This is a genomic window from Serratia sp. 506_PEND (assembly GCF_001076875.1).
GTDB lineage: Bacteria > Pseudomonadota > Gammaproteobacteria > Enterobacterales > Enterobacteriaceae > Serratia > Serratia marcescens.
This window is the reverse complement of sequence record NZ_JVEL01000431.1, coordinates 1-891: the sequence shown is the minus strand read 5'-3', so window position 1 is coordinate 891 and position 891 is coordinate 1. Positions and strand designations below refer to the sequence as shown.

Genomic DNA, 891 nt, shown 5'->3' with positions numbered 1-891 from the left:
GCCTGATGGTCCAGATGGTTCGCCGCTTTGAGGGGGCGCAGGCACGCCTGTGTGAGCGGGCAACGGGGAGCGAACTCGAAGAGGTGAGGGTGCTGGTTCAGGCGCTGGCACGGACCTGGGGAGCGCTGATGCCCGATCAGGGCGGCCTGTTTGACGGGCTGATCAGTACCCTGCAACGCGCCTGCCGCCACCTGCAGGCGCAGAACCAGGTGAGTGCAGAGCGCCCGCCTACCCCTGCATCACCGGCAACAGCAACATCACCAGAGCCTGTTATTCGCAATGATCGCATGATCCTGAATATCGACGATGCCGATGAACGGGCATGGCAGCAGACGCTGCTGAAGGTGGCAGACCGCCTGACTGAACACCAGCCGGGTGAGGCGGTGGGCTACCGTCTTCGCCGTTATGCCATCTGGCACACCATTACGTCCCCGCCTGTTGTCAGCAGGGGAAACCGTACGCCGCTGGCGACGGTCTCGCCTGATCGGGTGAGTGAATACGAAGCTGCACTTGCCTGTGCTGATATCGCTCTGTGGCGGCAGACAGAAACGAGCCTCTCCCTTTCGCCTTACTGGTTTGACGGGCACTGGCTGTCGGCACAGATGGCGACAGTGCAGGGATTTATTGATGTTGCACAGGCTATCAGGGACGAAGTCCTGCATGTATTACATCGCCTGCCCGCGCTGAGAACGCTGACGTTCAGTGATGACACCCCTTTTTTATCGTCCCGTTGTGAACAGTGGCTGCGGGCAGCAGAGACGGAACGGGAGGAGGTCTGCGGTGATGTGAACGCCGCGATTGGTGCCTGCCGCGAAGAACAGGGGCTGAGTGCGGCGCTGGCCCTGCTGGAAGACAACATCAGGTCGCAAAGTGAGCCCCGCGAAGCCTTTT

General features: G+C 61.2%; 1 protein-coding gene. It reads left to right on the top strand.

All coding sequences use genetic code 11. The annotated features are described in order from the left end of the window. Positions 1–891, top strand: an 891-nt coding sequence (gene tssA / locus ADK28_RS16415; RefSeq protein WP_161802718.1) for a type VI secretion system protein TssA, incomplete at both ends; no start/stop codon positions are given.